Annotated in this window: 22 protein-coding genes and 1 riboswitch; of the genes, 5 read left to right on the forward strand and 17 right to left on the reverse strand. The window is 71.3% G+C overall.

Annotation, left to right across the window (positions count from 1 at the left end; translation table 11 throughout):
* Positions 1–200: 200 nt before the first annotated feature.
* The 5 genes from ABZV42_RS14585 to ABZV42_RS14605 form a co-directional block, all read right to left on the reverse strand.
* Positions 201–1,154: an ROK family glucokinase gene (locus tag ABZV42_RS14585; RefSeq protein ID WP_355989371.1), complete on the reverse strand. Its 954-nt coding sequence runs from the start codon at positions 1,152–1,154 to the stop codon at positions 201–203.
* Between the two features lie 54 nt (positions 1,155–1,208).
* Positions 1,209–1,694, reverse strand: a complete 486-nt coding sequence (locus ABZV42_RS14590) for a DUF5304 domain-containing protein (RefSeq protein ID WP_355989373.1) — start codon at positions 1,692–1,694, stop codon at positions 1,209–1,211.
* Between the two features lie 92 nt (positions 1,695–1,786).
* Entirely contained in the window at positions 1,787–2,956 is a 1,170-nt protein-coding gene (locus tag ABZV42_RS14595) for an ArsA-related P-loop ATPase (protein ID WP_355989376.1), read from the reverse strand.
* A 598-nt stretch (positions 2,957–3,554) separates the two neighbouring features.
* Entirely contained in the window at positions 3,555–3,995 is a 441-nt protein-coding gene (locus ABZV42_RS14600; RefSeq protein WP_355983698.1) for an SRPBCC family protein, read from the reverse strand.
* A gap of 124 nt (positions 3,996–4,119) precedes the next feature.
* A complete protein-coding gene (locus tag ABZV42_RS14605; protein WP_356052103.1) occupies positions 4,120–4,917 on the reverse strand; it encodes a metallophosphoesterase in 798 nt (265 codons plus the stop codon).
* Positions 4,918–5,213: 296 nt separating this feature from the next.
* Here ABZV42_RS14605 and ABZV42_RS14610 point away from each other — a divergent pair, with 296 nt between their 5' ends.
* Positions 5,214–7,010, forward strand: a complete 1,797-nt coding sequence (locus ABZV42_RS14610; RefSeq protein ID WP_356052105.1) for an AMP-dependent synthetase/ligase — start codon at positions 5,214–5,216, stop codon at positions 7,008–7,010.
* A gap of 390 nt (positions 7,011–7,400) precedes the next feature.
* On the opposite strand, the gene ABZV42_RS14615 is transcribed toward ABZV42_RS14610, so the two are convergent.
* A complete protein-coding gene (locus ABZV42_RS14615) occupies positions 7,401–8,543 on the reverse strand; it encodes a glycosyltransferase family 4 protein (protein ID WP_356052107.1) in 1,143 nt (380 codons plus the stop codon).
* A 144-nt stretch (positions 8,544–8,687) separates the two neighbouring features.
* Here ABZV42_RS14615 and ABZV42_RS14620 point away from each other — a divergent pair, with 144 nt between their 5' ends.
* Positions 8,688–9,929, forward strand: a complete 1,242-nt coding sequence (locus tag ABZV42_RS14620; RefSeq protein ID WP_355983694.1) for a glycosyltransferase family 87 protein — start codon at positions 8,688–8,690, stop codon at positions 9,927–9,929.
* Here ABZV42_RS14620 and ABZV42_RS14625 read toward each other — a convergent pair.
* A complete protein-coding gene (locus tag ABZV42_RS14625; protein ID WP_356052239.1) occupies positions 9,890–11,209 on the reverse strand; it encodes an MATE family efflux transporter in 1,320 nt (439 codons plus the stop codon). The genes ABZV42_RS14620 and ABZV42_RS14625 overlap by 40 nt on opposite strands.
* A gap of 253 nt (positions 11,210–11,462) precedes the next feature.
* Here ABZV42_RS14625 and ABZV42_RS14630 point away from each other — a divergent pair, with 253 nt between their 5' ends.
* Complete coding sequence (locus ABZV42_RS14630) at positions 11,463–12,005, forward strand: PadR family transcriptional regulator (RefSeq protein ID WP_355983693.1); 543 nt, start codon at positions 11,463–11,465, stop codon at positions 12,003–12,005.
* Positions 12,006–12,068: 63 nt separating this feature from the next.
* Here ABZV42_RS14630 and ABZV42_RS14635 read toward each other — a convergent pair whose 3' ends face one another.
* The 5 genes from ABZV42_RS14635 to ABZV42_RS14655 form a co-directional block, all read right to left on the reverse strand.
* Positions 12,069–13,265, reverse strand: coding sequence for a hypothetical protein (locus tag ABZV42_RS14635; protein WP_356052109.1), 1,197 nt, complete (start codon positions 13,263–13,265; stop codon positions 12,069–12,071).
* Positions 13,266–13,341: 76 nt separating this feature from the next.
* A complete protein-coding gene (locus ABZV42_RS14640; RefSeq protein ID WP_355983691.1) occupies positions 13,342–14,364 on the reverse strand; it encodes an NlpC/P60 family protein in 1,023 nt (340 codons plus the stop codon).
* 238 nt (positions 14,365–14,602) lie between these two features.
* Positions 14,603–15,637 carry an NlpC/P60 family protein gene (locus tag ABZV42_RS14645; protein ID WP_355983690.1) on the reverse strand — a complete coding sequence of 345 codons (1,035 nt, stop codon included), beginning with the start codon at positions 15,635–15,637 and terminating at the stop codon, positions 14,603–14,605.
* A 399-nt stretch (positions 15,638–16,036) separates the two neighbouring features.
* A complete protein-coding gene (locus ABZV42_RS14650; protein WP_356052111.1) occupies positions 16,037–17,386 on the reverse strand; it encodes an NYN domain-containing protein in 1,350 nt (449 codons plus the stop codon).
* 35 nt (positions 17,387–17,421) lie between these two features.
* A complete protein-coding gene (locus tag ABZV42_RS14655) occupies positions 17,422–17,661 on the reverse strand; it encodes a hypothetical protein (protein ID WP_261706939.1) in 240 nt (79 codons plus the stop codon).
* Positions 17,662–17,814: 153 nt separating this feature from the next.
* Between ABZV42_RS14655 and ABZV42_RS14660 the strand changes: the two genes are divergently transcribed.
* Both ABZV42_RS14660 and ABZV42_RS14665 read left to right on the forward strand, forming a co-directional pair.
* Positions 17,815–18,570 (forward strand): rhomboid family intramembrane serine protease, encoded by a 756-nt coding sequence (locus ABZV42_RS14660; RefSeq protein ID WP_355983704.1) that lies wholly within the window; start codon positions 17,815–17,817, stop codon positions 18,568–18,570.
* A 42-nt stretch (positions 18,571–18,612) separates the two neighbouring features.
* The gene (locus ABZV42_RS14665; RefSeq protein ID WP_326788250.1) at positions 18,613–18,894 is read left to right on the forward strand and encodes an Lrp/AsnC ligand binding domain-containing protein; all 282 of its coding nucleotides are present in this window, start codon (positions 18,613–18,615) and stop codon (positions 18,892–18,894) included.
* Between the two features lie 39 nt (positions 18,895–18,933).
* Here ABZV42_RS14665 and ABZV42_RS14670 read toward each other — a convergent pair whose 3' ends face one another.
* From ABZV42_RS14670 to ABZV42_RS14690, 5 genes are all read right to left on the reverse strand, one after another.
* Positions 18,934–20,295, reverse strand: a complete 1,362-nt coding sequence (locus ABZV42_RS14670; protein WP_356052113.1) for an aminotransferase class V-fold PLP-dependent enzyme — start codon at positions 20,293–20,295, stop codon at positions 18,934–18,936.
* A gap of 190 nt (positions 20,296–20,485) precedes the next feature.
* Positions 20,486–20,602: riboswitch (SAM riboswitch) on the reverse strand.
* A 118-nt stretch (positions 20,603–20,720) separates the two neighbouring features.
* The gene (trpD, locus tag ABZV42_RS14675; protein ID WP_355983687.1) at positions 20,721–21,785 is read right to left on the reverse strand and encodes an anthranilate phosphoribosyltransferase; all 1,065 of its coding nucleotides are present in this window, start codon (positions 21,783–21,785) and stop codon (positions 20,721–20,723) included.
* A 183-nt stretch (positions 21,786–21,968) separates the two neighbouring features.
* Positions 21,969–23,609, reverse strand: a complete 1,641-nt coding sequence (locus tag ABZV42_RS14680; RefSeq protein ID WP_355983686.1) for a cytochrome bc complex cytochrome b subunit — start codon at positions 23,607–23,609, stop codon at positions 21,969–21,971.
* Complete coding sequence (locus ABZV42_RS14685) at positions 23,606–24,682, reverse strand: Rieske 2Fe-2S domain-containing protein (protein ID WP_355983685.1); 1,077 nt, start codon at positions 24,680–24,682, stop codon at positions 23,606–23,608. Before ABZV42_RS14685 ends, ABZV42_RS14680 begins: the two co-directional genes overlap by 4 nt.
* Positions 24,679–25,488 carry a c-type cytochrome gene (locus ABZV42_RS14690; RefSeq protein ID WP_355983684.1) on the reverse strand — a complete coding sequence of 270 codons (810 nt, stop codon included), beginning with the start codon at positions 25,486–25,488 and terminating at the stop codon, positions 24,679–24,681. The genes ABZV42_RS14685 and ABZV42_RS14690 overlap by 4 nt, the downstream gene beginning before the upstream one ends.
* Positions 25,489–25,493: the final 5 nt, after the last annotated feature.

Below are 25,493 nucleotides of genomic sequence, written 5' to 3' on the forward strand. Positions count from 1 at the left end.
TGAACACCACGCCTGGCCCCAGGCCACCCGCACCGGCACCGCAGCCATCCTCATCACAAGACCCCAACCCACAGACCCGTAATGCAACGGCATTGGCCCTAGGGGGTGTCACGCGCCGCCCCGGGGAAGCGGGCCGGACACGGCGGCGCCCGCCGTCCTGTGCGGGTGCGGCGGGCGCTGCCGTGCGAGATGTGCCGGACCTACATGATCGGGTCGGGCTCCCGGGCCAGGTCGGCCGCTCCGACGAGACCGGCCTTGTTGCCCAGCTGGGCGGCGATCACATCGGCGACCGGGCGCCAGTTGCCGCCGACCAGCCAGCGCTTGTACGACTTGCGGATCGGGTCGAGGACCAGTTCGCCCTCGTCCGAGAGACCGCCGCCGACGATGAAGGCGGACGGGTCGAACAGCGAGGCGAGGTCCGCGAGACCCGCGCCGGCCCAGCGGGCCAGCTCGCGGTAGGAGTCCACCGCGACGTGGTCGCCCTGGCGGGCGGCCATGGAGATGTGCTTGCCCTCGATGCCGTCCGGGGTGCCGTCGCCGAGACCCAGGAGGATCTCCGCCGCCTCCGGGGTCGCGTTGGCGCGCTGCTTGGCGTAACGGACGAGGGCGCGCCCGGAGGCGTACTGCTCCCAGCAGCCCTGCGAGCCGCAGCCGCACAGCAGTCCGTCCGGCACCATCCGGATGTGGCCGAACTCGGCGGCCACGCCGAAGTGGCCGCGGCGCAGCTTGTTGCCGATGATGATGCCGCCGCCGAGGCCCGTGCCCAGGGTGATGCAGATGACGTTGCGGTGGCCCTTCCCGGCGCCGAACTTGTACTCGCCCCAGGCGGCGGCGTTCGCGTCGTTCTCCACGACGACCGGCAGCCCCACGCGCTGCTCGACCTCGGCCTTGAGCGGCTCGTTGCGCCAGTCGATGTTCGGCGCGAAGTAGACCGTCGAGCGCTGGCGGTTCACGTATCCGGCGGCACCGATGCCGACGCCCACGATGTCGTGGCCGGCACGCGCGCCCTCCACGGCCGAGGCGATGGCGTCCACGATGGCCTGCGGCGTGGTGGGGGTCGGCACCTTGTGGGTCGAGAGGATATTGCCTTCCTCGTCGACCACACCGGCCGCGATCTTCGTGCCGCCGATATCGACGCCGATGGTGAGTCCCATGAATCCCTCAGTTTCGGTCGAGCCCCGCTACGGCCAACCGTACCCGAGGGGTGATTAGTCCAAGTCGATGTGTTCGCCGGGACCGGACTCGTCGTCGCGGGAATCGGTGCCCCGAGCGGTCCAGCGGCGCTCCTGGTTCTCGACGGCCGAGCGGTACGCGGCGAGCAGTTCGGAGCCGGCGGCGGCGAGGTGGTCGAACACCTCGGGATTGCGCTCCAGCACCGGTTCCACGGCGGCCTTGGCCTGCTGCACGACCTGGTTGACCATCTGCTGGGCCGTACCGCCGGCCACCGCGCCGAACAGCGGGGACTGGAGCCCGGAGAACTTGTCGGCGACGGCGTCGAGGAGTTTGCGCAGTTCCTCGGCGGCCGAGCCGGGCGGCGGACCGTGCTGGGCCCGGCGGCGGGCCTTCTCCTCGGCGAGGTCCTCCGCGCAGGCGGTCGCCCAGGCGTCGGCGTCGGTGGCGTGCGCTTCCTCGAAACGCACCTCGTCGGCCGTCTCCTCCTGAGCGGCGTCGGGTGTGGGGCGCTCTTCGCTCATGGCGGACTCCTGCCTACGTTTTTTCGTGCTTTCGACGTTACCCGAACGGGGGTACCCGGTTCACCGTGCCGGGTACCCCGGACGGCGCAGGGTCACCTCTCGCGCGGCCACAGTCCGGGATCCGGCGTGAACCGGACGCGCAGCTCGCCCTCGCGCAGCGCGGCTCCGGCCACCGTGCACCGGCGCAGCGCGGACGGGAGCGGGACGATCCTGCGGAACTGGCCGACGGTGACGACGAGTTCGTCGCCGCGCCGGACGAGGTCGAGTTCGTCGCGTATCGCGCCGGGCAGCGGAATGTTCCACACGAGCACGCCGTCGTCGGCGAGACGGTCGGTGACGGGCCACTCGACCGGGGTGGGCGCGGTGTTGACGCCGGGCACGGGGAGCGCGGCGAGGTCGTCGGTGCCGCGCGGGTCGTGGCCTCGGTGCGGTACCTCGTGGACCGCGAACGTCTCGCGCCACTCCTCCAGGGCCTTGCGCTGCTGGGCCGCGAGGGCTCCCAGCCAGGCGTCGTGGGTGGCGGCGGGCAGTACCCGGTTCGCGATCAGGCCGTCGACGGGCAGGCCGCGCAGGGCGAGGGCGAGGGCGGCGGTGCGGACGGCGTCGGCGCCGGCCGGTCCGGGCTCGGCGACCAGCCGTACGGTCGTGTCGCGGTCCTCGACGACGCCCTGCACGGCGGCCAGTTCGATGTCCCAGCGCCCTGCGGTCTCGTACAGCCACTCGGCGGGCATGGGGACGCCCGCGAGCCGCCCGAGGACCGGGCGCAGGGCCCGGGCCGCCTGGCGTTCCGGCGGCAGCAGGCGGCGCAGATAGCGGCGGAGTTCCTCGGGCAGGGCGAGCAGTGCGAGCGCCTGCGGGGTCGGGGGCAGGTCCACGACGAGCAGGCCGTACGCCTCCGACAGCGCCGCGTCGCGCAGGGCGCGCAGCAGGGCGAGTTCGTCGGCGCCGGGGAGCGGGGTGACTTCCTCGGCGTCCAGGCGGGAGGCGCCGAGGAGGTCGAGGGCGGTGGTGGCGCGGCGCTGGAAGGCGGTGAGGTCGTCGCGGAAGCGGGCGGCGGCGTCGGGGCGCCAAGCGGTGAGGCCCGGGGCGGCTTCCACGGGGTCGGGGCCGGTGGGGACGCCGAGGACGGCGCCGAGGGTGTCGGTGCGGTCGGCGGTGAGCACCAGGGTGCGGGTGCCCTCCCTCGCGGCGTTCAGCGCGGTGGCCGCGGCGACGGTGGTACGGCCTGTGCCGCCCTGGCCGGTGATCAGGATGGTGCGCATGGGGGTGAACGCTACCGGGGCGCTGCGCCGGCGTTTGCGGTGCGGGTGCGCTGCGTCGCGTCGCGTCGGCGTCGCGGGCCGGGTTCGGTGGGTGGGTCGGGGCCGCGCCGGTACATCCGCCCGCATCCGAACGGATCCCACCGGCGTTCCGAAGCGCGGGTGGGTGATGATCCGTCCGGCCTGCGGGCATTTGATGTACCGGCCCGTCCCCTCCCGCCGGATCCCGGCTGCGGGAGTGCGGTGGCTCGGGTGCGGCCCCTCCCGCCGGATGCCGACTGCGGGTGTGCGGCGGCTTGGGTCCGTCCCCTCCCGCCAAATCCCGGCCGCGGGTGTGCGGTGGCTTGGGTGCAGCGCCTGACGGGCGTGACTCTCGGGGCCTTCGGCCCGTCCTTCGCCGGAGGGGGTGCATTTCCCCCGGCCAGGGGAAATGCACCCCCTCCGGCGTTTGAGGAGCGGGGGTTGGGGCGGAGCCCCAGGTGCGATGGGGGTCCCCCCTGGTCGAGCGAAGCCGAGACCTTGGGGGAGGGTAGGGGCGGAGGGGCGAGAGAGGTTGTGGCTCGGGAGGAGGGCGTCCGGGGGAAGCTGGTCCCGGGGCCGGTCAGGCCGTTTCTTCGACGCGCTTCTTCAGGCCGGCCAGGGCACGGTCGATGATGACCTTCTCGGCCTTGCGCTTGATCATGCCGAGCATGGGGATCTTGACGTCGACGGTCAGCCGGTAGGTGACCTCGGTGGCGCCCTTGCCAGCGGGCTTGAGGAGGTACGAGCCGTCCAGGGAGCGCAGCATCTGGGACTTGACCAGGGTCCAGGAGACCTCGTGGTCGCCTGTCCAGGTGTAGCCGAGGGTCTGGTCGTCCTTGATGGCGCCGGCGTCCATGACGAGCCGTACCTGCTCGGCGCGGCCGAGCTCGTCCTCCTTGAGGACCTGCGCCTCCTTCACCTCGCCCGTCCAGTCCGGGTAGCGGGCGAAGTCGGCGATCACCGCCATGACGTCATCCGGCGCCGCCTCGATCGTGATGCTCGAACTGGTGTGTTCCGCCATCGCGGTGGCTCCTCGAGATGCGGTCCGGTGAGGGAGGATGGTGCGCACGTGTGTGCAGCGTGAAGGCTACCGCGCACGGCCGCGGGCACCGTCACCCCACCTGGCCTTCAGCACTGTCGCCGCGTCACCAATCCAGCACGAAGGGTCGACCCGTCCCCGCGAAGTGCCCCACATTGACACATTCCGTCGCCCCGACACGCATCCGTCGGACGAGTGGCTGATGGACGTGACCGAAGAGCGCGTAACGGGGGCGCGTGCGCCGGATCGCGTCCAGCAGTGCGCGGGAGCCCCGCTCGAAGCGGCGCGCCACGGTGTCGTACACCAGCTCCGGCACCTCCGGCGGGATGTGCGTGCACAGCACGTCGACCTCGCCGACCGCCTCGATCTTGGCCGCGTACTCCTCGTCGCTGATCTCGTAAGGCGTCCGCATCGGTGTCCGCAGCCCCCCGCCGACGAACCCGAACACGCGGCCGCCGATCTCGGCCCGCTGCCCGTCGAGGACGGTCGTGCCGGGTCCGGCGTACTCCGGCCACAGGGTCGGCATGTCGACATTGCCGTAGGTCGCGTACGTCGGTGTCGGGAAGGCCGCGAACAGCTCGGCGTACTGCCTGCGGACCGCCTTCTCGATCGCCGCGGCCCGGTCGGTGCCGATGCCCGCCCAGAGCCTGGCGCCGAACGCGCGCGCCTCCTCGAAGCGGCGGGCGGTGCGCAGCTCGACGATGCGGTCGGCGTTCTCCACGCCGAAGAGGTCGGGGAAGATGCCGCGCGTGTGGTCGGCGTAGTCGAGGAAGAGGACCAGGTCACCGAGGCAGATCAGGGCATCGGCGCCTTCGCCGGCCCTGGCCAGGTCCCGGGCGTTGCCGTGCACGTCACTGACGACATGAATGCGCGTCTTCCGACGGCCGACCGGTGTGGATGCCATGACGATCAAGCGTAGGCCGGTGTGGCAAACGTGAACAGAGGCGGCCGGACCTGCGATTACTGGCACCCCCGGAAGGGCGTGGACTACTGTGCGCGAAGGCACGTCAACACGTGTGACGCATGGAACATCTCACCGGGACCCCCTGTCGAAGAGGCCATACCGGCGGGTAACGTCCGGGCAGTCCAGTCGTACTCGGGATTTCAACAAGTGATCTCTTGAGTACTTGCCCGAGCCTTGGACCGCATCGTCGCATCACACAGAGTCGTGGCGTCGGCGCCTTATGAGGAGCAGCAGTCTTGCGCGAGTTCAGCCTTCCGGCTTTGTACGAGGTCCCCGCGGACGGAAATCTCACCGACATCGTCCGCCGAAACGCCGCGCAGCATCCCGACGTAGCCGTGATCGCCCGCAAGGTGGGCGGTACCTGGACGGACGTCAGCGCCACCACCTTCCTCGCCGAGGTGCGGGCCGCGGCCAAGGGCCTGATCGCCTCGGGCGTGCGGCCCGGTGACCGGGTCGCCCTGATGTCCCGTACCCGCTACGAGTGGACGCTGCTCGACTTCGCGATCTGGAGCGCCGGCGCCGTCACCGTGCCGGTGTACGAGACCAGTTCCGCCGAGCAGGTGCAGTGGATCCTCGGCGACTCGGGCGCGACGGCCTGCATCGTGGAGCTCCCCGCTCACGCGGCTTCCGTCGAGTCGGTGCGCGACCGGCTGCCCGCCCTCGAGCACGTCTGGCAGATCGAAGCCAGCGGAGTCGAGGAGCTGGGGCGTCTGGGAGCGGACGTCAGCGACGACGCCGTCGAGGAGCGCAGCTCGCTCGCCAAGGCGGACGACCCGGCGACCATCGTCTACACCTCCGGCACCACCGGCCGGCCCAAGGGCTGTGTCCTCACCCACCGCGCCTTCTTCGCGGAGTGCGGCAACATCGTGGAGCGGCTGCGCCCGCTGTTCCGCACCGGTGAGTGCTCCGTCCTGCTGTTCCTCCCGCTCGCGCACGTCTTCGGGCGGCTCGTGCAGGTCGCGCCGATGATGGCGCCGATCAAGCTGGGCTGTGTCCCGGACATCAAGAACCTCACCGACGAGCTGGCCGCGTTCCGGCCGACGCTGATCCTCGGTGTGCCCCGCGTCTTCGAGAAGGTCTACAACTCGGCGCGCGCCAAGGCCCAGGCGGACGGCAAGGGCAAGATCTTCGACAAGGCCGCGGACACGGCGATCGCGTACAGCCGCGCGCTGGACACCCCCTCGGGGCCGTCACTCGGTCTGAAGATCAAGTACAAGACGTTCGACAAGCTCGTCTACAGCAAGCTGCGCGCGGTGCTCGGCGGTCGCGGCGAGTACGCGATCTCGGGCGGCGCACCGCTCGGTGAGCGGCTCGGCCACTTCTTCCGCGGCATCGGCTTCACGGTCCTGGAGGGCTACGGCCTCACGGAGTCCTGCGCGGCCACGGCCTTCAACCCGTGGGACCGTACGAAGATCGGCACGGTCGGACAGCCGCTGCCCGGCTCCGTGATCCGCATCGCCGACGACGGAGAGGTGCTGCTGCACGGCGAGCACCTGTTCCAGGGGTACTGGAACAACGAGGCCGCGACCGCCGAGGCGCTCGCCGACGGCTGGTTCCACACCGGTGACATCGGCACTCTCGACGAGGACGGCTACCTCCGCATCACCGGCCGCAAGAAGGAGATCATCGTCACCGCGGGCGGCAAGAACGTCGCCCCGGCCGTGATCGAGGACCGCATCCGTGCCCACGCGCTGGTCGCGGAGTGCATGGTCGTCGGCGACGGGCGTCCGTTCGTCGGCGCGCTGGTCACGGTCGACGAGGAGTTCCTGGGCCGCTGGGCCGAGGAGCACGGGAAGCCTGCCGGCTCGACCGCGGTGTCGCTGCGCGAGGACGCGGACCTGATCGCGGCCATCCAGGACGCGATCGACGACGGCAACGCGGCCGTGTCCAAGGCGGAGTCGGTGCGCAAGTTCCGTATCCTCGCGCACCAGTTCACCGAGGAGTCGGGGCACCTCACGCCGTCTCTGAAGCTCAAGCGCAACGTGGTCGCGAAGGACTACGCGAACGAGATCGAGGCACTTTATCGGGGCTGATGCCCGAGCGACCGGACTCTGCCCCGGCCCGGGCTACCTGCCCGGCCGGGGCCCGGCTTTTCCCGGGTTCCACCCGGCCGGGGCCCGGCTTTTCCCGGGTTCCGCCCGGCCGAGGTCCGGATTCCGCCCGGCCGGGGCCCGGCTCTTCGGGGTTCCACCCGGCTCGGGTCCTGCTCGCGCCGCGTTCCGCCGTAGGGGTGGGTGTTCGGTCCGGGCCGACCCGCCGTCGTGGTTGCTCGCGCAGTTCCCCGCGCCCCTGAACGACCGCCCTACGGGCGCCCGTCAGGGGCGCGCACGTCGGGGGCGCGGGGAACTGCGCGGCCAGGCCCTGGCGGCCCGCAGGCGCCGGACGTCGGCAAGGAGCTCCCCCGTAGGCGAACCCGGTGGCGGCTAGAGCAGCTCCCGCAGGCGTTCGGCCAGTAGGTCCCAGCGCCATTTCTCCTCGACCCAGGCCCGGCCGCGTTCGCCCATGCGGCGGCGCAGTTCGGGGTCGCCGAGCAGGGTGACGATGCGGTCGGCGGCCTCCTCGGCGGAGCCGCCGCGGACGACCCAGCCGGTCTCGCCGTCGAGCACGGCGTCGGGCGCGCCGCCGGAGTCGCCGGCCACCACAGGAAGGCCCGTCGCCGACGCCTCCAGGTAGACGATGCCGAGCCCCTCGACGTCGAGCCCGCCCCTGCGGGTACGGCACGGCATCGCGAAGACGTCGCCTGCCCCGTAGTGCGCGGGCAGCGCCGACCAGGGCACCGTCCCGGTGAACCGGACGGAGCCCGCGACCCCGGTCTCGTGCGCGAGCTTGCGCAGCTCCTTCTCGTACGGCCCGCCCCCGACGATCAGCAGCACCGCGTCCGGCTCCTTGGCGAGGATCCGCGGCATCGCGAGCACGAGGGTGTCCTGGCCCTTGCGCGGGACCAGGCGGGACACGCAGACGACGACGGGCCGGTCCGTGAGGCCGAGCCCGGCCCGGACCTCGGCTCCGCCCGACCCGGGGTGGAATGTCCCCTCGTCGACGCCCGGCGGCAGCTGCACCATGCGCGCGGCCGCCTCGGGGGTCAGCGCGGAGGCGATCCGCGAGCGCGTGTACTCCCCGAGATAGGTGATCGTGTCGGTGGACTCACCGATGCGGCGCAGCAGCGTCCGGGCGGCGGGCAGCTGGGCCCAGCCGGCCTCGTGGCCGTGGGTGGTCGCCACGATGCGTCGCGCGCCGGCTCTGCGCAGCGCCGGGGCCATCAGGCCGAGCGGTGCCGCCGCCCCGAACCACACCGACGTACAGCCGTGTTCACGCAGCAGGCCGGCCGCCCGCCGGGTGGCGCCCGGCGTCGGAAGCAGCATGGTCGTACGGTCCCGTACGACGGTGAAGGGCTGCTCGGCGTCGAAGGCGGCGGTGGCCTCGGCGCCCTCGTGGCCGCGCTTCCAGGTCGAGGCGTAGACGACGAGCTGCCCGGGGTCCAGGCGCAGCGCCATGTTGTGCAGAAAGGCCTGGATGCCGCCGGGGCGGGGCGGGAAGTCGTTCGTCACGATCAGGGTCTTGTGCATCGTGTTCGACACTATCGAACCTATACTCACAGCTCCGCACGGCCGCGCTTGACGGCTCGCACACAGACCGGTGCGTCACCCTGATTCCGCGAAAAGACGCGGCGGCGAGGCAGACGGATTCCGGACGACGAGGGCCAGGTGGGCATGACGGGGGCACGGAGCACGAGGTTCCCGTTCGGCGTGGCCGCACTGCTGGGAATCTGGGGCCTGACCAGGCTGGTGCTGCTGCTCTACGTCGCCAAGGTGTACATCTTCCCGGGTCCTGACGTCACCAGCGACGTCTCGGTGATCTACCACGGCTGGTACGACGTCCTGCGGCACGGCGGCTTCCCGCTGCACGACGTCACCTGGCAGTATCCGCCGGCCGCCTCGCTGGCGATTCTCTCCCCCGGTCTGCTGCCGTTCCTCGACTACCCGCACGCCTTCTTCGTACTGGCCTTCGTCGCCGACCTGATCGTCTTCGGACTCCTCCTGTACGCGGGCTCGCGCTCCGGCAAGACCCTGCGCGGCGCCTGGGTGTGGGCGATCGGGGTTCCGCTGCTCGGACCGACCGTGTACGCCCGCTACGACGTGATGGTGACGGCCGTCGCGGTCGCCGCGCTGCTCGCCGGTGCCCGCCGCCCGCGGCTGATGGGAGTGCTCACGGGCTTCGGCGCGATGGTGAAGGTGTGGCCGCTGCTGCTGCTTCTGGGCGCCGTGCGCCGCCGGGCCTGGGTCTCGGCGGCGGCGACCATGGCCGGGATCGCGGCGCTGTTCTGGATGACGATGCCGGGCGCGTTCGCCTTCCTGACCTTCCAGCGCGACCGCGGCACGGAGGTGGAGTCGCTCGGCTCCCTCGTCTTCCACGTGGCCCGGCACCACGGCTGGAACGGGCAGGTGCTGCTGAACTACGGCTCGGTGGAGTTCGTCGGCCCCTATGTCGACCTGGTGAGCACGGCGGCCCTGATACTGACCGCGCTCGCCTTCGGCTGGCTGCTGCTGTGGCGGCTGTGCGCCAAGCGGTTCCTGTCGCACACGCTCGCCGACGCGGCGTTCGTCGCCGTCCTGATGTTCACGACCACCAGCCGGGTCATCAGCCCGCAGTACCTGGTGTGGCTGGTCGGGATCGCCGCGGTGTGCCTGTGCTTCCGCGCCAGCCGGATGCTGGTGCCCGCCTGCCTGGTGCTGGTCGCCTGCTTCGTGACGGTGCTGGAGTTCCCGGTCTGGTTCGCGGACGTCGTGGGCAGCACCTGGCTGGGCGTCACCCTCCTGGTCCTGCGCAACGGCCTGCTGGTGATCGCCTCGGTGCTGGCCGCCCGGGAGCTGTGGCGCGGTACGGTCTCCCGGCCGGCGCCGGAGCTCCCCGCTCAGGCGGCCCGCGCCAAGGAGACCCTGGCGTCCTCCTGACGTACGGCCCGGCGGGCCCACAGCCACAGGGCCGCGCACTGCACGGTCATGGACAGCGCGAGGGCCAGGCAGATGCCCGGCAGCCCCAGTCCTGACAGGGTGAGGGCGAGCGGCAGCTGGACCGCCGTGCCGGTCAGCGTCACGGGCAGCAGCACCGGCGCTCCCCCACTGCCCTCGAAGACCCCGCCGAGGGCGATGACGCAGGCCATCAGCAGCAGGTAGGGGCCGACGCAGCGCAGGAACAGCACGCCGTCGTGGGCGACCGCGGGGCCGGCGCCGAAGGCCCGCACGATCCAGGGCGCCAGGGCCGCGAGCAGCCCCGCGGCGAGCAGTCCTACGGTCCCCGAGACGAGGACTGCCTGCCGTCCGACGGCGACCCGCTCGTCCCGGCCCTCGCCGCGGGTGTGCGCGGTGTGGATCGAGGCGGCCTGGCGGACCGAGTAGAACGCCATCGTGGCGATGTACATGACCTTGTAGGCGATCGCGTAGGCCGCCACCGCCGTCGTCCCGAGCCGGGCCACGATCGCGACCAGCACCAGAGCGCCGCCCTGCCTCACCGTGAAGTCGGCGGACATGGGCAGACCGGTGGTGAGGGTGCGGCGCAGGGCCGCGCCGGTGCCCTCGGCGGGCGGCGCGCAGGCCGCCTCCGACAGCAGGGTGTTCCGGCGCAGGGCACGCAGTCCCGCGATGAGGGCCACCGAGCGGCACAGCACGGTCGAGAGGGCGGCGCCCGGGACGCCGTACGCGTGGATGAGGAACGGGTCGAGGCCGAGGATCAGGCCGTTGGCCAGCAGGGCCAGGCGCATCGGGGTGCGGGTGTCGCCGGTGCCCTTGAGGATGCCGTCGACGAGGTTCTGCGCGAAGAAGACGGCGATGCCTGGCAGGGACACGGCGAAGTACTGGACGGCGAGGGTCAGCGCGCGTCCGTCGCCGCCGAGCACCAGCCGGGCCAGCGGTTCACGCAGCAGGAAGCCGCCGAGGGCGATCACCGGGGTGACCGCGGCGCACAGCGCCCAGCCGCCGCGTACGGCCGCCCGTACCGCTCCCGGGTCGTGGGCGCCCCTGGCGTGCGCCACCAGGACGGTGGTGCCGGAGGCGAAGACCAGGGCGACGCCGAGCAGCACGTTCTCGGTGTTCGTCGCGACGGCGACGGCGGCCACGGCGGCGCCGCCGAGCCGGGAGACCCAGACGGTGTTGATGATTCCGGCGGCGACGGAGGCGAGCAGCGAGAGGTAGACGGGGTGGGCGAGTGCTGTGAGCTGCTTGCGGTGGGCGTTCACGAGGCCTTCCTCGGCGCTGATGTCGTCGGCACGAGCCGTCATGCCGTCGTGGTCCCCCGGCCTGAGCTACCTCGATACGAGCTACCTCGTTTCGAGGTAGCTCGATAAGAGGTACCATGGGCGCTTCGAACCCCGCAAGCACCGGGACGGGCAGACCGCGCGGGCCGCCGGGCGGAGGCGGGAAGCGGGAGAGCGAGCGGTCGTACGGCAGACGCGCCGTGCGGCGACGGGCCACGAGCGAGGAGCCGACCGGATGCTGGAGCTGTCGATCCTGGGCTTCCTCCACGAGGAGCCGCTGCACGGCTACGAGCTGAAGGAGCGCATCAAGGCACTCAGCGGCCACGTCCGGCCGGTGAGCGACGGCGCCCTCTACCCGGCGATCACCCGGCTGGTCGACACGGGCCTGCTCGACCAGCACACCGAGCCCGGCAGCGGCGCGGCCCCCCGGCGCGTCCTCGCGCTCACCGACAAGGGGCGCGAGAGCCTCCTGGAGCGGCTGCGGCACCCCAAGCAGGCCGAGATCACCGACCAGGTCCGCTTCAACACCCTGCTGGCGTTCCTGCGTCACCTGGGCGACCCCCGTGAGCAGGCGGCGGTGCTGCGCCGCCGGCTGGACTTCCTGGAGACCCCGGCCAGCTTCTTCTACGAGGACGGGCGGCCCGTGCGCGCCGAGGAGGCCGGCGACCTGTTCCGGCAGGGCATGCTGCGAGTGGCGCGGGCCACCGGCCAGGCCGAGCGGACCTGGCTCGCGGAGGCGATCCAGCAGCTGAAGGGGGCTCACCCACTGAAGGGGTGACGCGGAGGTGTGGATCAGAAGGGTGAACAGCTCCGCTACCGGAGGGGTGAACAGCCCCGCGCGTCAGCCGAGTTGGTCCCTGAGGTACTGCTGCCACAACCGGGTGAACTCCTCCGGCGTCGTGTGCAGCACCTCCCGCAGCGCGCCCTCGACCGCCCCCGCCCGCTTCCCGTGGTCGCCCACCGCGCGGTAGAACTCGTTCAGCCGGACCTCGCCCCAGTGGTCCGCGATCAGCCGGCAGGCCATCCAGCCGCCCTCGTAGGCCCGCGCCAGCGCGCCGGCGTCCCCGGCGAACCCGAAGTCCCGGTCGTCGGGCAGCGCGGCCGGGACCTGCCCCTCGGCCACCGCGCGCTGCAATTCCGGCGCGACCTGTCCGGGCGTCCGTCCGCTGCCGCGATAGCCCGCCCAGTCCGCGTACCCCTCGGAGATCCACAACGGGGTGGCGGCCGTGGTGTGGGAGCGGGTGGCGACATGCGTGGTCTCGTGGGTGAGCACGACCTGCTTGCCGAGATCGCCGAGGACCCCGTACGCGTCCGGGTTGACGATGATCCGGTCCGCGGGCGCCCGCGCCGACCCTCCCGCCTCCCCGGTGGTGACCGCCGCGATCCCCCGGTACCCGGACGCCGGAGACCCGAGCAGCCCCGCCATCCCCTCCAGCGACTTCGGTACGAGGACGACGACGTGCCGCGACCAGTCCGTGCCCCAGGCGTCCGACACGGCCGGCACGGCACGGTCCGCGAGACCCGCGAAGGAACGCAGCCGCTCCCCGGACTGGCCGACCCCCAGGACGAGACTGTGCTCACCCCGTACGGCCGTCACGGTCCCCTCGTCCCACAGCTGGTCGCCGCCCTTGCCGGACGGCTTGTCGGAGGTGACGCGCCAGGTTCCTCCGCTACGGGTCAGCCCGAGGGTCCGGTCCACCTTGACCGGCGCGGCGTCGTAGCCCGCGATGCGGTAGCGCAGTTCGGCGCGGGCGGTGGCGCGGTCGCCCGAGCGGTTCAGGCCGGCCAGACGGTAGGACCAGCCGGACAGCGGAACGTCCCGCAGGTTCGCCAGGCCGGTTCCGGCGCCGGCCGCCGCGCCGGTGGCACGGAACGCCGCCTCGTCCCGGTCCAGGACCGCGGCCGCCCGCCGGTCGAGGACCCGCCGCACGTCGGCCGCCGCGGTGTCGGGCGCCGTCCGGCCGCCGCAGCCGACGAGCCCGGCGAGCAACAGCACCAGGGAGAGCCCCGCTCGCGACGCACACCTTCGACCAGCCATTCTCCCGATCGTACGGTGCCCGCGCCCGCCCGCCGGAACGCTCGCCCGGCCCGTACGGCGCCGGCCGCGCGGCCCGTCAGACGCGGGTGACGGACGAGATCGGCATCATCCCGACCGGGTCGTAGCGCACCGGGGCTCCCGGGTAGGGCGCGTGGATGACCTGGCCGTTGCCCACGTACATCGCGACATGGCTGGCGTCGGACCGGTAGGTGACCAGGTCACCGGGCCGCGCCTCGGAGAGCGGGATCCGCCGTCCGGCGAACCGCTGGGCCTGCGAGGTGCGCGGCAGACCGACCCCGGCGTGCGCGTAGGACCACTGCATGAGGCCCGAACAGTCGAAGCCGCCGGGCCCGTTGGCGCCCCACACGTAGGGGCGGCCGAGTGCCGAACGGGCCGCGGCGAGGGCGACGGCCGCGCGCGAGGAGGACGCGACGGAGTCGCCGAGGCCGGGCAGGTCGCCACGCGCCGAGCGCGACGACCGGCCGTAGGCGGCGCGGTCGGCGTACGGCAGTGAGTCGAGCAGTTGCCTCGCCCTGGCCAGTTTGCCCTCGATGACCCGCTTGTTCCGGGCCACCGCCGTACGGCTGCGCTCCAGTTCGGCGAGTTTCCCGTGGGCCTCCTCGCGTTCCTGGGCCAGGTCGCGCAGGGCGAGCTGGAGGTCCTTGAGTTCGCCGGCCTGGCGGGTGTTGATCCGGTCGAGCGCGGAGGCCTTGTCGAGATAGTCGTCCGGGTCGGTGGAGAAGAGCAGCGCGAGGGACGGGTCGATGCCGCCCGAGCGGTACTGCGCCCCGGCGAGCGAACCGAGTTCGTCCCGCATGGTGTTGACGCGGTCCTGCTGCCGGGCGATCTCGTCCTGTGCCGTGCCGATCTGCTCGCGCAGCGCGTCACCGCGTTCGTCGGCCTTGTCGTACGCCTCGGTGACCTTCTCCGCCTGGGCGTAGAGGCGGTCCACCTCGGCCCGGGTGTCGTCCTGCGGCGCCGCGGAGGCGGGCAGCGTGCCGAGTGCGGCGGCCGCCGCGGACATCACGCAGGCGGCGACACCGAAGGCGCCGGCGCCCCGGTCGAAGCCGCTCGGTGCAAGGCGGCGATGGAACCCCACGGGTGACCGCACTCCCTTCCGCTGACGTTCCCCCACCGTCGGGGCAACGCGGCAGACAGTAACCGCGCGGACACGCACCGGCCAAAGACCCCCGCGGGCACGCACAGTGACGCCCCGCCGGAGACGCAGGTCACCGACGGGGCGTGGGGTCAGCGCGAGTTGTCGCAATTCGCCCGTTTGGGCGGAGCTGCGGGAGAGCGCCGAGGGCGGGCGCCGGATCCGGGCCCGCCCCTGCGGATCAGATCCGGACGCCGAACTGGAAGGGCATGTTGCCGATCGCCTCGTAGCGGACGACCGCGCCGGTGTGCGGGGCGTGCAGCACCTGGCCGTTGCCTGCGTAGAGGCCGACGTGGTGCTGGTCGCCGTAGAAGATGACCAGGTCGCCGACCTGGAGATCGCTCTGCGAGTAGATGCGGGTGCCCGCGTTGGCCTGGGCCTCCGAGGTGCGGGGTATGGTCACGCCGGCCTGGGCGTACGCCCAGGAGGTGAGGCCCGAGCAGTCGAACGAGCTGGGGCCGGAGGCGCCGTAGACGTACGGCGAGCCGATCACGCTCTGGGCGGCGGCGAACGCGGCGCCGGCACGGCCCGAGGCGGCCTTGGTGGTGCCGAGGTCGACGCGCTCGCTGGCGCGGGTCGCCCGCTCCTGCTCCTGGGACGCCAGCGCCGCCTTCTCCTGCGCCGTCAGCGAGTTCAGGAGCTTCTGCGCGGAGCCCAGCTTGCTCTGGACTTCCTTCTTCTTCTTGGCGAGCTCGGCCCGGGTGTCGGCGAGGTCCTTGAGCTTCGCGGAGGCCTCGGCACGCTGCTGGGCGAGCGAACGCTGCTTCTCCTGGACCTTCTTGAGCGACCCGACCTGCTGGGCGCTCAGCTGGTCCATGGCCGAGGCCTTGTCCAGGAAGTCGTCCGGGTTCGAGGAGAGGAAGAGGGCCACGGAGGGGTCGATGCCGCCGGTGCGGTACTGGGCACTGGCCATCGAACCGAGACCGTCACGCAGGTCGTTGAGCTCCTGCTGACCGCGGGCGACGTTGTCCTGGAGAGCGCTGATCTGCTTCTGCAGCTTCTGCTGCTTCTCCTTGGCGCCGTCGAGCTTCTCGGTGGCCTGCTCGGCCTCCTGATAGAGCTTGTCGACCTTGGTCTTGACCTCGTCCTTGTTGGGCTTCTCGGACGGGGCCGCGTTGGCGGCGTTGGCGCTGAGCACAACGGCAGCAGCTGCGGCGGTGGTGAGCACGGTCACACGGGTGCGGCTCGGCTGCTTGGGTCGACGGTGGGACGCCACGAAGGCGAGCTCCTTCTTCCTCCAGCCGCCTGCCGAAAACGCCGACGGGCGGTGCCCCTCCACCGTCACTCCTCATGAGTGATCACCCTAGTTGGAGGTTCGAGCCACGACCCTAGTGACCTACTTGTGATCAGTTCAAATCCAAACCTGAAAATTCTTTGTCACCGAGCGCATTCTTTGCCATCAACTCACCTGCAGTGATGTCCGCTTGACACTACGTCGTGTGAAGGTCCGACCAATTCGGTCATCAGCGCCCACAGGTTGCGCATGGTGCGTACGCGGCTCATGCGACTTAGGCCGCGGATCGCCGGGCACGTGAAGACCGGGGCCTGGAGGGCGAGATGGGGCTCTCGAACGTGAAGGAAAGGCGCAATCCGGACGCGAGGGAAGAGGCGTCGCTCAGCCGCGCGAGAAGCGCTTGAGGAGCACCACGGACGCCACCGGCCGGGCGCCCGCCTTGGCGATCCCGTCGGCCACCTCACGGTCGGTCGACACGACGATGACCGGCCGGCCGGGCGGCTCGGCGCGCACCAGCTGACGGATCAGCTCGTCCGCCGTGACTCCGGGCTTGGAGAACAGCACCCGCACCCCGCGCGGGGGCGCGAGGAGCACCGGCGCGGCCAGTTCGGCCCCGTCGAAGACACAGGTGACCTCGGCGCCGGTCTGCGCGGCCAGTTGCGAGAGCTGCCCCAGCAGCCGCAGCCGCTGCTTCTCCAGAGGCATCTGGGGATAGCCGGTCTTGGTGACGTTGTAGCCGTCGACGACCAGATGCGCCTGGGGCAGCGCGAGCAACTGGTCCAGGATCGCGGGGTCGTTCTCGGACAGCGCGCGGGTGGCGATGTCCTTCGGGGTCATTCGTCCCGGTTCGACCGCTTCCACCGTCTCCGCGGGCCGCACGGAGACGGGGGGCAACGCCAGTTCCCGGCGCAGCCCCTGGGCCGCTTCCAGCACCGTGTCCAGCAGCAGTCGCACCCGCATGTCCTCGACGCTGCGCCCCTCGCGGGCCGCCTTGCGGGTGGCCTCCAGGGCGGCCTCGGCCTCCGCGAGACGCGCCTTGAGCCGCCGCGTCTCGCTCTCGGCCGCGGACACCTGGGCCTGGCTCTCCGCCCTCGTCCCGTCCGTCTCGGCCTGGAGCTTGCGCAGCGCCGCCTCGCCGCGCTTGACGTCGCTGAGAGCCCCGCGCAGCTTGCGGTGAAGCGATTCCGCTTCCTTCCGGGCCGATTCCAGCTCCGTGCGCAGCCGTTCGGTCTCGGCCCGCGTCTGCCCGCGGGCCTCCGCGAGTTCCGCGCGCAGCCGGTCCAGCTCGACGCGGCTCTCCTCGTCGGCGCGCTCGGCGTCCGCCCGCAGGGCCTCCTCGCCGGCGGCGGTCACGAGCTTCACCCAGCCGGGGGGACGCACGACATAGGCCGCGGCCGCCACGTCCAGCGGGTCCGCGGCCGGGGGCGGCGCGCCCGAGTCGAGAGCGCCGACGAGCTCGGGCTGGGTCTCTCTGAGCTTCTCGGCGATGCGCTGTCTGAACAGCGGGTCCGTCTCCAGCGCCGTCGCCATGGCGTTGCCGGCGAACTTGGCGCGGCGATTCGGGGCGAATCGGGCGTACTGCCGCAGTTGTGCGGGCAGTTCGGACACCGTCAGGCCGCCGAAGCCGTCCGAGACGATCTGTACGACGCGTCGACGCACGCCGTCGGGCAGCGGACGGTCGAGCACCTCGGCGGTGCCGTCGTCCGGCTCCCCGCCTGTGGTCTCCACCATCCGTTCACCCCAATATCCGTGCGGGGCCCGCTCCGTCAGGAGCCGGCGCCCGGCCTGTCCACGAGTTCGACCTGATCCACCGCGTTGCACCAACGGCACCGCACCGACTCGATGGTCTCACTGACCACCTCGCGCTCCTCGACCTTGGGCTCTCCGGCCAGGTCCAGGTGCACATACTCGACGACCTTCGACGAGCGGGTCACGTCGAAACGCGTGAGGTTGCCGCAGAGGGCGCAGCGCCAGCGGGTCTTGGCGTCGGGCAGGGGAACCGTCATAGGGCAGCCGCATTCCTTCTAGTGTCCGTCCGGCCCCGGATTTCCCGGTGCTTTGGCTCGTAACCCTACGGCCTGGCGGGTACTCGACGCTCGGCTGTCCATGGCGGCGAGGCGGTCTGTGTGCATGGGTCCGGTTGCGTCATGCTCTGGACCATGATCGGCAATTGGAGTGCGACGGTCGGCAGGGCGCTGCGGGGCCGGTCGGCGCCGGTGACGTACGGACTGATCGTCCTGTGCTGCCTGATCTTCGTGATCGGTCCCGCCTCGGGTCTGGATCCCGCGTACGGCACCGGGGACGGGCTGCTGGTCGCGCAGCGGGCGTACTTCCGCCGCTGGGGCGTGGTGCCGGCCGGCCTGTTCGGCGGGGCGCCGGGCGAGGCGCTCACTCCCGCGACCGCCCTGTTCATCCACGGCAGCTGGCTCCACCTCCTGGGCAACATGCTGTTCTTCTACGTCTTCGGGCTGATGACCGAGGAACGCATGGGGCACGTGGAGTTCGCCCTCTTCTACCTGGGCTGCGGGTATCTGGCCCTCCTCGGCTACGCGGCCGCCAACGCGAGCTCGCAGCAGTCCCTGGTCGGGGCCTCCGGGGCGATCTCCGCGGTGCTCGGCGCGTTCCTCTACCTGTTCCCCAGGGCCCGGGTGACCAGTCTCTTCCCGTTCCTGTTCTTCCTGCCGCTGCGGTTCCCGGCCTGGGTGGTGCTGCCGTTCTGGTTCACGCTGCAATGGCTGGCGGCGGGCCGCAGCTCCTCGGGCCCCGGGGTCGCCTACCTGGCCCACCTGATCGGCTTCTCCCTGGGTTTCGCCTACGCCTGGGCGCGGTTCCGCGGCCGCCCGGCGATCGTGCCCCTCCGCGGGGTGCTGCCGGGGCCCCCGGTGGAGCGGCCGGGCCGGGTGGACCGCGAGTAGGGTGAGATCCCCAGCAGCGGCCCCCTAGGGAGAGAACCAGCCGTGATCACCGCGATCGTCCTCATCAAGACCAGCGTGGACCGGATCCCCGAGATCGCCGAGTCGATCGCGTCACTGGAGAGCGTCAGCGAGGTCTTCTCCGTCACCGGCACCTACGACCTGATCGCGATGGTCCGGGTCAAGGCCCACGACGATCTCGCGGACGTCATCCCCGGCAAGATCAGCAAGATCCCGGGCGTCGAGGCGACGGACACGCACGTGGCGTTCCGTACGTACTCCCAGCACGACCTGGAGGCGGCGTTCGCGATCGGTCTCGACTCCTGACCGACGCGGCACCGCCTCCGGGCGGAACCGTTCTCGGCGTCAGAACGCGGGGACGCAACGGCCGCCCTCGGTGCGGTACTGCCAGCGCGCGCCGTCCCTGACGAGCTCGCGCACCGCGCGGACGAACCGCTCGACGTGCTCGTCGGGGGTGCCGGCCCCGAAGCTGACGCGGATCGCGTTGAGGGACTTCTCGCCGGGGGCAGCCTCGGGGGCTCCGCACTCCCCCTGGGTCTCCGGCGCGCTGCCGAGCAGCGTGCGGACGAGCGGGTGGGCGCAGAAGAGGCCGTCGCGGACGCCGATGCCGTACTCGGCGGAGAGCGCCGCCGCGAAGTGCGAGCTGTTCCAGCCCTCGACGACGAAGGAGATGACGCCGACCCGCGGGGCGTCGTCGCCGAAGAGGGACAGGACCCGGACCTCGGGGACCTCGGCGAGACCCTCACGGACCGTGCGGATCAGACGCTGCTCGCGGGCGAGAAGGTTGTCGAAGCCCTCCTCGGTGAGGGCCTTGCAGGCCGAGGCGATCGAGTAGGCGCCGATGACGTTCGGCGAGCCGGCCTCGTGCCGGGCGGCGCTGTCGTGCCACTCCACGTCCACGCCGCCGTCCGCGCGCCGGGTCACCTTGCGGCTGGCGCCGCCGCCCGCGAGGTACGGGTCGGCCTCGCGCAGCCAGTCGGAGCGGCCCGCGAGGACACCGGAACCGAAGGGCGCGTACAGCTTGTGCCCGGAGAAGGCGACCCAGTCGACGTCGAGGTCCTGGACCGACACCGGGTGGTGCGGGGCGAGCTGCGCGGCGTCGAGGACGATACGGGCGCCGTACGCGTGCGCGGCGGCGGCCAGCTCCCGCACCGGCCACAGTTCGCCGGTGACGTTCGAGGCGCCGGTGACGCAGACCAGGGCCGGTCCGTGGGGGTCGCGGCCGGCGAGGGCTCGCTCCAGGGTGTCGACGGCCTCGCCCGGGGTGCGCGGGGCGTTCAGGTAGGTGACGCGGGCGTCGCGCCAGGGCAGCAGCGAGGCGTGGTGCTCGGTCTCGAAGACGAAGACCTGGCAGTCGGCGGGGAGCGCGGCGGCGAGCAGGTTGAGCGAGTCGGTGGTGGAGCGGGTGAAGACGACCTGGTCGCCGGCGCGGCAGTCGAGGAACTCCTCGACGGTCCTGCGGGCGTTCTCGAAGAGGTCGGTGGAGAGCTGCGAGAGGTAGCCGGCGCCCCGGTGGACGCTGCCGTAGTACGGCGCGTACGCGGCGACGTCGTCCCACACCCGCTGGAGGGCGGGCGCGCTGGCCGCGTAGTCGAGAGCCGCGTAGGTCACCTCGCCGCCGGTGACGAGCGGGACGGTGACATCCCGGCCCAGAACGGCCAGAGGGGCACAAAGGGACTGGTCGGCGGCAACGGTGGAGACAGACATGGCGAGCTCCTGTGAGAGGCAGGCGGGATCACCGCGCGAGCCGGCCGCCCGAAGGCGTGGCTCAGCGCGGGAAAGGGTGAAAAAGGGTGTGCGGGGGCGGGGCTCTACGCCCTATCGCATTCGCTTGCTCACAGAAGGCTCCCTCGTACGACCAGGACCCCTGGTTGCGTCCGCCCGAGGGGGCGGGAGGGGTCCGCGCTTGCCGTAGGCCTCGCTGCCTACGACCTGGTCCTCACCCGGGGCACCCCGCCACGGACGGAGGGTTGCCGGACAGCCGGCCGGGGCCTGATGGCTGTCACTCATGACCTGATACAGCATCTTGCCAGAGGATCTTCCACGCGCAAGGCGCAGTCCAGGATCCGGACTGCGCCTCGCTCCGTGTCAGGGGCGGATCAGCGGGGCGGGTTCCCGAACCCGTGGCCCGTTCAGGCGTTGCTGGCCGCCACCCAGCGGTCCAGGGTCAGCCTCGCGGCACCCGAGTCGATCGCCTCGGCCGCCTTCTCCATGCCGGCGCGGAGCTGGTCGGCGAGCGACGCGCCGGTCGGCGACAGGGCCACCAGCGCCGCGGCCGAGTTCAGCAGGACCGCGTCCCGTACGGGCCCGGTCTCGCCGTCCAGCACCCGCCGGGCGACCTCCGCGTTGTACGAGGCGTCGGCGCCGCGCAGGGCCTCCACGGGGACGATGTCGAGCCCGACGTCGCGCGGGTCGAAGCGCTCCTCGGTGACCGCGCCGTCGCGGACCACCCAGACGTGGGAGCCCGCCGTGGTGGTCAGCTCGTCGAGACCGTCGTCACCGCGGAAGACCAGCGAGGAGTTGCCGCGCTCCGCGAACACGCCCGCCACGATCGGCGCCATCCGGGCATCGGCGACGCCGACCGCCTGGGCCTTCACCCGCGCCGGGTTGGTCAGCGGTCCGAGCACGTTGAAGGTGGTCCGGATGCCCAACTGGCCGCGGGCCGCCGCCACATGACGCAGCGCCGGGTGGAACTTGACCGCGAAGCAGAAGGTGATCCCGGCCTCCTCGGCCACCGCGGCGACCCGGCTCACCGGCAGTTGGAGATTGACGCCGAGCTTCTCCAGGACGTCCGACGCCCCGGACGCGGAGGACGCCGCCCGGTTGCCGTGCTTGACGACCTTGGCGCCGGTGCCGGCCACCACGATGGAGGACATCGTGGAGATGTTGACGGTCTTCGCGCCGTCGCCGCCCGTTCCGACGATGTCGACGGTGTGCCCGGGCACTTCGATCACATTGGCGTGCTCGTACATCGCCCGGACGAGTCCGGCGATCTCCTGGACGGTCTCGCCCTTGGCCCGCAGGGCGACCACGAACCCGGCGATCTGCGCGTCGGTCGCCTCGCCGCGCATGATGCGGTCCATCGCCCAGGCCGTGTCGTCCGCGCTCTGGTCGCGGCCTTCGAGCAGTCCGTTCAGTACGGCGGGCCAGGAACGGCCCGCCGCGGTGTCGCCTCCAGCGGGGTTCACAGCGCTCATGGTCGCTCCTGGGTTCGTAGGTCACACGGTCGCGGGTGACCCGGTCGTGGGTGACGCGGTCGCGGGTGACGCGGGGTGGATCGCCCCGCACCACCGGGTGAGTCCACCCTATCCAGCCCGGAGACGGCGAAGAGCCCCGTCCAGTGCATGGACGGGGCTCCTGCCGTGGCGGACTGCCGGGGATCAGTGGTGGCCGTGGCCGCTCGCGATCTCCTTGTACTCCTCGACGGTGGGCTTGGGGATCTGGCCTTCCTCCCCGTAGAAGCCCTCGCTCATCTTGGCGCGCAGCTTCTGCGCGCCCGAGACCTTGCGCTCGACACCGTTCTCGTCGACCGTCGGGCCGATCTCGGCCGGCTTGTACTGCTCGTGCGCGGTGAGCGTGTGCAGCGCGTCCTGGCTGAGCGGCTCGTGCACCTCGATGAACTCACCGTGCGGCAGGCGCTTGATGATGCCCGACTCGCGGCCGTGCAGCACCTTGTCCCGGTCCCGGCGCTGGAGGCCGAGGCAGATCCGCTTGGTGGCGATGAAGGTGAGCACCGGCACGACGAAGAAGGCGATCCGCACGAACCAGGTGATCGAGTTGATCGCCAGGTGGAAGTGCGTGGCCCAGATGTCGTTGCCGCCGCCGACGAGCAGGACGAAGTACCAGCTGATCCAGGCGGCACCGAACGCGGTCCGGGTCGGGACGTTGCGCGGGCGGTCCAGGATGTGGTGCTCGCGCTTGTCGCCGGTGACCCAGGACTCGATGAACGGGTAGACCGCGATCGCGACCAGGACCAGCGGGAAGATCACCAGCGGGATGAACACGCCCAGGACGAGCGTGTGACCCCAGAGGTTGATCTCCCAGCCCGGCATGACACGGATCAGGCCTTCGGAGAAGCCCATGTACCAGTCGGGCTGGGCGCCCGTGGACACCATGTCCGGACGATACGGACCCATCGACCAGATCGGGTTGATCGAGGCGATCGCCGCGATGGCCGCGATGACACCGAAGACCAGGAAGAAGAAGCCTCCGGCCTTGGCCATGTAGACCGGCAGCAGCGGCATGCCGACGACGTTGTTGTTCGTCTTGCCGGGACCCGCGAACTGCGTGTGCTTGTGGTAGAAGACCAGGATCAGGTGGCCGACGACCAGGCCGAGCATGATGCCCGGCAGCAGCAGCACGTGCACCGAGTAGAAGCGGGCCACGAAGTCGCCGCCCGGGAACTCGCCGCCGAACAGGAAGAACGACAGGTACGTGCCCACGATCGGCACGGACAGGACCGCGCCCTCCATGAAGCGGACGCCGGTGCCGGAGAGCAGGTCGTCCGGGAGCGAGTAACCGGTGAAGCCGGTGAACATGCCGAGGACGAACAGCAGGAATCCGAAGACCCAGTTGATCTCACGGGGCTTGCGGAACGCACCCGTGAAGAACACGCGCATCATGTGCACGAACATGCCGGCGAGGAAGACCAGCGCGGCCCAGTGGTGGATCTGCCGGATCAGCAGGCCACCGCGCACATCGAAGGAGATGTGCATGGTCGAGTTGAACGCCTCGGACATCAGCTGTCCCTGCAGGGGGACGTAACTGCCGTTGTACTGCACCTCGTTCATCGACGGGTGGAAGAACAACGTCAGGTACACACCCGTGAGGATGATGATGATGAAGCTGTAGAGGCAGATCTCACCCAGCATGAACGACCAGTGGTCGGGGAAGATCTTGCGCATGTTGGACTTGGCCAGGGAGTAGATCCCCAGACGGCCGTCGGCCCAGTCTGCGACCCGCTCACCGGCGGGCGCCTTCTCGCGCGAGGGGCGCGAGTCGGAGGTGGTGGTAGTGCTCATCCGCGCTCCCAGAATGCAGGACCGACGGGCTCTTCGAAGTCGCTGAGCGCTTCGAGGTAACCCTCAGCGTTCACGCCGATGCGCAGCTGCGGCAGGGCGTGACCGGCCGGGCCGAAGATCACCCGGGCGCCGTCGGAGAGGTCGAAGGTGGACTGGTGGCACGGGCACAGCGCGTGGTGCGTCTGCTGCTCGTACAGGGAGATCGGGCAGCCGACGTGGGTGCAGATCTTCGAGTACGCCACGATGCCCTGGTAGGACCACTCGAGTTCCTGCTTGTCCTTGATGTCGTCCGGCTGGAGCCGGATGATCATCAGGGCCGACTTGGCGATCTCCTTCTGGAAGTCCTCGTCGTCCTGCTCCAGGCCCTCGGGCTTGGCGAAGGTGAGCGAGCCGACGGCCACGTCCGAGGGACGCAGCGGCTCGTTCGTGTTCATGTTGACGAGGAGCTTGCCCTTGGACCACAGCGTGTGGCGCAGCTTCGTGCCGGGCAGCGGGCCGAGGTCGCGCAGCAGCACGACGCCGGAGAGCGGGAACAGGGCCAGCGCGCCGAACATCGTGTTGCGGATCAGCTTGCGGCGGCCGAGCGCGGACTCCTTGGCGCCGTCCCGGAAGTCGGCCAGGACCTTCGCCTTGACGTCGGGCGCGGCCTCGATCGGGTGACGCTCGTCGGCGATCTCGACGTCGGACATCAGGGTGCGGGCCCAGTGGACCGCGCCCGCGCCGATCGAGAACAGCGCCACACCGAGACACATGCCCAGCGCGAAGTTCAGCGCGCCGATGTGCCCGAGCGGGAACACGAAGATCGACTTGTCGTTCGGGATCGCCACGTACGAGGCGATGAAGCCGACGGTGGCAACCATCGACAGCACGAACAGCATGGCGACCAGACGCTCGGACCGCTTGGCGGCCTGCTCGTCGATGTCCTGGATGCGGTGCTCGTGGGGCGGCAGCCCCGGGTCCGCGAACGGGTTCTGCTCGTCCGCGACGGCTACCGGACCGTGACCGTGACCGGCGTGGTCGTCGGAGGCCCGCTCAGCGGGCACGTTCTCTTCTGGAATGTCTTGGCTACTCATGACTTCTTGGCCTTTGCGGTCCGAGCGGCGACCCAGACGGCGACGGCGACCAGGGTTCCGAGACCGAAGACCCAGCCGAACAGGCCTTCGCTGACCGGCCCGAGGCCGCCCAGCTCGAGTCCGCCCTGGCTCACGGTTTCGTCACCGTTGACCGCGTCGAGGTACGCGATGATGTCCTGCTTGTTCTTCTCCGTCAGCGTCGTGTCGGGGAAGGACGGCATGTTCTGCGGGCCCGTCTGCATGGCCTCGTAGATGTGCTTCGGGTCGACACCCTCAAGGCTCGGCGCGTACTTGCCGTGGGTCAGCGCGCCGCCCTTGCCGGTGAAGTTGTGGCACTGGGCGCAGTTCGTGCGGAAGAGTTCACCACCGTTGGCGATGTCCGCGCCGCCGGGGCTGACCTGGTTCTTGGTCGGGATCGCGGGGCCGGCGCCGAGCGAGGCGACGTAGGCCGCGAGCTGGTCGATCTCGGCCTGCGAGTAGATGACCTTCTTCTTCGGGATCTGAGCGCCCGGCTGCTGGGCCGGCATACGGCCGGTGCCGACCTGGAAGTCGACCGCGGCTGCGCCGACGCCCACCAGGCTCGGACCGTCGGAGCTGCCCTGACCGCCGGATCCGTGGCAGCTTGCGCAGCCCACGGAGTACAGCTTCTGGCCCTCGGTGATACCGAGGGACTGTGCGGTTTCGTCGGCCTGCGCCTTGCCCGCGGGTGCGAACGCGGCGTACAGCCCCCCGGTGGCCGCCAGCGCGAGGAGTAGGACGACGACCGCCGCCAGCGGATGGCGTCGTCGTGCGGAGAGCTTTTTCACGGATT

It is taken from the genome of Streptomyces sp. NPDC005281 (assembly GCF_040607495.1).
In the GTDB taxonomy this organism is placed as follows: domain Bacteria; phylum Actinomycetota; class Actinomycetes; order Streptomycetales; family Streptomycetaceae; genus Streptomyces.

What these genes read in the sequence shown, in the direction of transcription:
- ABZV42_RS14585 (WP_355989371.1), bottom strand. Translation starts at nt 1,154, where the DNA reads ATGGGACTCACCATCGGCGTCGATATCGGCGGCACGAAGATCGCGGCC.
- ABZV42_RS14590 (WP_355989373.1), bottom strand. Translation starts at nt 1,694, where the DNA reads ATGAGCGAAGAGCGCCCCACACCCGACGCCGCTCAGGAGGAGACGGCC.
- ABZV42_RS14595 (WP_355989376.1), bottom strand. Translation starts at nt 2,956, where the DNA reads ATGCGCACCATCCTGATCACCGGCCAGGGCGGCACAGGCCGTACCACC.
- ABZV42_RS14600 (WP_355983698.1), bottom strand. Translation starts at nt 3,995, where the DNA reads ATGGCGGAACACACCAGTTCGAGCATCACGATCGAGGCGGCGCCGGAT.
- ABZV42_RS14605 (WP_356052103.1), bottom strand. Translation starts at nt 4,917, where the DNA reads ATGGCATCCACACCGGTCGGCCGTCGGAAGACGCGCATTCATGTCGTC.
- ABZV42_RS14615 (WP_356052107.1), bottom strand. Translation starts at nt 8,543, where the DNA reads ATGCACAAGACCCTGATCGTGACGAACGACTTCCCGCCCCGCCCCGGC.
- ABZV42_RS14620 (WP_355983694.1), top strand. Translation starts at nt 8,688, where the DNA reads ATGACGGGGGCACGGAGCACGAGGTTCCCGTTCGGCGTGGCCGCACTG.
- ABZV42_RS14630 (WP_355983693.1), top strand. Translation starts at nt 11,463, where the DNA reads ATGCTGGAGCTGTCGATCCTGGGCTTCCTCCACGAGGAGCCGCTGCAC.
- ABZV42_RS14635 (WP_356052109.1), bottom strand. Translation starts at nt 13,265, where the DNA reads ATGGCTGGTCGAAGGTGTGCGTCGCGAGCGGGGCTCTCCCTGGTGCTG.
- ABZV42_RS14650 (WP_356052111.1), bottom strand. Translation starts at nt 17,386, where the DNA reads ATGGTGGAGACCACAGGCGGGGAGCCGGACGACGGCACCGCCGAGGTG.
- ABZV42_RS14655 (WP_261706939.1), bottom strand. Translation starts at nt 17,661, where the DNA reads ATGACGGTTCCCCTGCCCGACGCCAAGACCCGCTGGCGCTGCGCCCTC.
- ABZV42_RS14660 (WP_355983704.1), top strand. Translation starts at nt 17,815, where the DNA reads ATGATCGGCAATTGGAGTGCGACGGTCGGCAGGGCGCTGCGGGGCCGG.
- ABZV42_RS14670 (WP_356052113.1), bottom strand. Translation starts at nt 20,295, where the DNA reads ATGTCTGTCTCCACCGTTGCCGCCGACCAGTCCCTTTGTGCCCCTCTG.
- trpD (WP_355983687.1), bottom strand. Translation starts at nt 21,785, where the DNA reads ATGAGCGCTGTGAACCCCGCTGGAGGCGACACCGCGGCGGGCCGTTCC.
- ABZV42_RS14680 (WP_355983686.1), bottom strand. Translation starts at nt 23,609, where the DNA reads ATGAGCACTACCACCACCTCCGACTCGCGCCCCTCGCGCGAGAAGGCG.
- ABZV42_RS14685 (WP_355983685.1), bottom strand. Translation starts at nt 24,682, where the DNA reads ATGAGTAGCCAAGACATTCCAGAAGAGAACGTGCCCGCTGAGCGGGCC.